The 3,602-nt window shown below is 58.0% G+C and carries 4 protein-coding genes and 1 pseudogene; 1 reads left to right on the plus strand and 4 read right to left on the minus strand.

The window, feature by feature from the left end; all coding sequences use genetic code 11:
* Positions 1–659: DMT family transporter (locus QZ197_RS14690; RefSeq protein WP_296432896.1), on the plus strand; the 659-nt coding region annotated here is incomplete at its 5' end.
* On the opposite strand, the gene lpxB is transcribed toward QZ197_RS14690, so the two are convergent.
* The 4 genes and pseudogenes from lpxB to QZ197_RS14710 all read right to left on the minus strand — a co-directional run.
* Entirely contained in the window at positions 600–1,736 is a 1,137-nt protein-coding gene (lpxB, locus tag QZ197_RS14695) for a lipid-A-disaccharide synthase (RefSeq protein ID WP_296432898.1), read from the minus strand. The two genes, QZ197_RS14690 and lpxB, sit on opposite strands and share 60 nt — an antisense overlap.
* Positions 1,733–2,614, minus strand: a complete 882-nt coding sequence (lpxI, locus tag QZ197_RS14700) for a UDP-2,3-diacylglucosamine diphosphatase LpxI (protein WP_296432900.1) — start codon at positions 2,612–2,614, stop codon at positions 1,733–1,735. The genes lpxB and lpxI overlap by 4 nt, the downstream gene beginning before the upstream one ends.
* On the minus strand, positions 2,614–3,396 hold the full coding sequence (gene lpxA / locus QZ197_RS14705; RefSeq protein WP_296432901.1) for an acyl-ACP--UDP-N-acetylglucosamine O-acyltransferase: 783 nt from the start codon (positions 3,394–3,396) through the stop codon (positions 2,614–2,616). Before lpxA ends, lpxI begins: the two co-directional genes overlap by 1 nt.
* Positions 3,396–3,602: pseudogene (locus tag QZ197_RS14710) on the minus strand (3-hydroxyacyl-[acyl-carrier-protein] dehydratase FabZ); the annotation flags it as partial. The pseudogene QZ197_RS14710 and the gene lpxA, both read right to left, overlap by 1 nt.

The raw sequence follows: 3,602 nt of genomic DNA on the forward strand, positions 1-3,602 counted from the left end.
TGATGGCGTGGGGACAGTTGCATATCGAAACAGGCCTAACCTCGATCCTGAACGCGTCGACCGCTATTTTCGGGGTGATTGCCGCAGCTATCTTTTTCGCGGACGAACAGCTTACTGCGCGCAAAGCCATCGGTGTCACGATCGGGTTCTTTGGTGTTTCAACCGCTATCGGGCTCGGGGCTTTCAAGAACTTTGACATCCGGTCACTGGGCCAATTGGCCGTCATTGGCGGAACGATCAGCTATGCTCTAGCCGGTGTCTGGGCGCGCAAAATGTTGGGTCATCTTACGCCGCAAGTCGCGGCTGCAGGTATGCTGACGGGGGCAAGTTTGATCACTATACCCATTTCTTACGCCGTCGAAGGGCCATTCAACCTTGACCTAGAGCCGCGCACTTGGGCCGCGATCAGCTACTATGCCATCGTGGCGACCGCGATTGCCTACATGCTATATTACCGTGTGCTGGCAATGGCAGGCAGCGGTAATCTGATGCTGTGCACCTTGCTGGTAGCACCCGTGGCGATCGCCCTTGGCGCCATTGTCTTGGGCGAGGCTCTGCCACTGCGCGCTTATGCCGGATTTGGATTGCTGGCCTTGGGCCTAGTGATCCTTGACGGGCGCTTGTGGCAAGCGGTCAAGCACCGCGCGCGCCGCGCGTAGACCCGGCGCATCACCCCCCAGCCCAAGCCGTTCCATCGTCAGCGCCATCGCAGTTTGTTGTGCCTGTGGATCAGCCAAAACACCCAACACAGCATCCGCGATAGGTCCGGCTTTGCAGTTTTTACCGATGAATTCCGGCACCACACGCGTGTCACTGACCAAATTTACCAGCGTGACCGTATCAACCATCAACATACGGCTGATAATGATCCGGCTCAACCATGCCATGTCGTAAGCGATCACCATTGGCGTGCCATTCGCAGCCAGTTCCAACGACACAGTGCCAGACGCCGCCAATGCGACATCAGCCCGCCTGAACCAAGCGGCCTTGTCCGGCGACCCTGCGGGCAGCACAGTGACCGGCACTTTCCAGTCCGCCACACGCTGCTTTACCAAGTCATGCACATTGCCGGTCGTGGGAATAACAAAGCGGACATCCGGAACTTGTGCCGCGATCATTGCAGCCGCCTCGCCAAAGCGGTCCGTTAGGCGTGATACCTCGCCTTTACGGCTGCCCGGAAGGATCAGCACAACCGTGCCCGCACCTAATGCATCCGCCTGCTTTTGCGTCGCCACAGGATCGGCCACAACTGGATGCCCAACAAAATCACAAGCCATCCCAGCCGCTCGCATCAATGGCGGCTCGAACGGGAAAAGCGCCAGCACATGATTAATATGATGCGCCATCTTTTCTGCACGCTTGGGCCGCCAAGCCCACACTGTTGGGGCCACATAATGCACCGTACGAATGTCACTGGATGCCTTGACCAATCGCGCCACGCGCAGGCAAAAATCGGGGCTATCAATTGTGATCAGAACATCAGGCCGCGTTTGAATAACCGCGTCGGCCATTTCGCGAACCCGCGCCTTAAGTGCACGATACTTCGGTAAAATCTCGGCCAACCCCATGACGCTTAACTCGTCCATCGAAAAACGACTGACGAGTCCTTCGGCTTGCATCAAGGGTCCTCCCACACCGTCAAAAACCATGTCCGGACGCAAAGATTTCAGCCCCGCCATCATGGCTGCACCTAGCTTATCACCCGATGCTTCACCTGCGATTAGAAAGACCTTCATGCGCCACCCTTGGGTCGCACCCAAAGAAATAGCCCTGCGCGGTCAAGGGCTTTGATGACTTCAGGCAGGTCCAGAACCATCACGCCATCATGGGCGATAACGATGCCTGCAAAACCAGCCGCAATCGCGCCCTTTGCCGTTTGCACACCAATGACCGGCAAATCCGCACGCCGGTCCTGGTCGGGCTTGGGTCCTTTGAACAGTATCGCACCGCGCGCATCGCTCGGTTCGCCGTCGGGACCGCTTAGCCATTCAGCCGCACTGCCCAACACAGATCCCAAGCCGTCAACTGCCGCCCAAAGCGGATCACCATCTGGCGCAAAACGGGCTATCATTGCATCAGTGCCGGACTGCCCCTCGCGCCCCAAGACGCGGCCACTGCGCACGATGCAGGACTGACCCGCATCAGCGCGGCCCATTTCTTGCAAGGTTTGGTCGGCCAGAACCGCATCTTGACGATTGTCAAAAGTGATCGGCGTTCGTGTCAAAACGCCGGCATCCGGCAACAAGTCTGGTGCAATGTCATGGGCTGCTTTGACAGCCAATCCGGCATCTTCAATAATCGCGATGATCGCGCGCAATGCACCGTCGTCACCCTGCGCAATGGCATCGGCAATGCGCGGTACCAAAGGCTGCGTCGCGGCATCTATCGCGGCAGGATCAATCGCTGGCCGCTTGACCGCACCCGCCATGCACACATCTGTAATGCCGCGTGTTTTTAGCTCAGCCAGAAAGCTGCCCAAGTGTTCAATCTGGAACGTGATATCAGGCGTGATCGCAGGGCGAAACCCTGCCATGGCACAGACCAGCGGGCGTTCAGGCAACCGTTCAAGCAACGCCAGCGGCAACTCGCCCGTCCCTGCAATCAGCGCCAGCATCAGCCCGGCGTCAGAAAATTGCGGTCCGTATCGCCCAAGATAAACGCCACCATGTCTTGAACATACGGGCTGTCTGCTTCGTCGCCAAGCTTGCGTGCACGGTCCTGAAACGTCCCGTCCCCGTCCTTTAGCATCTGAAACGCGGCCCGCAACGCGGTGATATCTGCACGGCTAACGCCCTTGCGTTTGAGACCAACAAGGTTCAATCCATCCAGCGCGCCACGCGGGGCTTGGACCAAACCATGCGGCACCACATCTTTGGTGACCATCGTAACCGCCCCGATGATCGCGCCCTGCCCGATCCGGACGAATTGGTGCACGCCAGACAGGCCACCAATAATTACATCATCCGAGATTACACAATGCCCAGCCACAGCCGATGAATTCACGACAATCACGCGGTCGCCAACCTGCGCATCATGGGCAATATGACATCCGGCCATAAACAGCCCATCGTCGCCAATCCGTGTTTCGCCGCCCCCATGGGTGGTTCCGGTGTTCATCGTCACATGTTCACGAATGCGGTTGCGGGCACCAATACGCAGGCGGGATTTCTCGCCGTCAAACTTAAGGTCCTGCGGGATCTCACCAATTACCGCAAACGGGAAGATCACCGTATCCGGCCCGATATGCGTATCACCATCGATCACGACATGGCTTTTCAGCTCGACGCGTTCGGCAAGGACCACCTCTGCGCCGATCACGCAGAACGGACCGATCCTGCAGCCTTCGCCAATCTGCGCACCGTCCGCGATCACAGCAGAAGGATGAATATCCACCATCAGCCTTGCAGGTCCATCATTGCGGTGAATTCGGCCTCGGCAGCCATCTCACCATCAACAGTCGCAACCCCCTTAAAGCGCCAGACTTTGCCGCCCGGCTTACCGCGGGTCGTTTGTACATGCATTTCAAGCACATCGCCGGGCACGACTTTGCGGCGGAATTTGCAGCCGTCAATCGCCATGAAATACACCAGCAAGTTGCCGTC

Source organism: Yoonia sp., from assembly GCF_017854415.1.
Lineage (GTDB): Bacteria > Pseudomonadota > Alphaproteobacteria > Rhodobacterales > Rhodobacteraceae > Yoonia.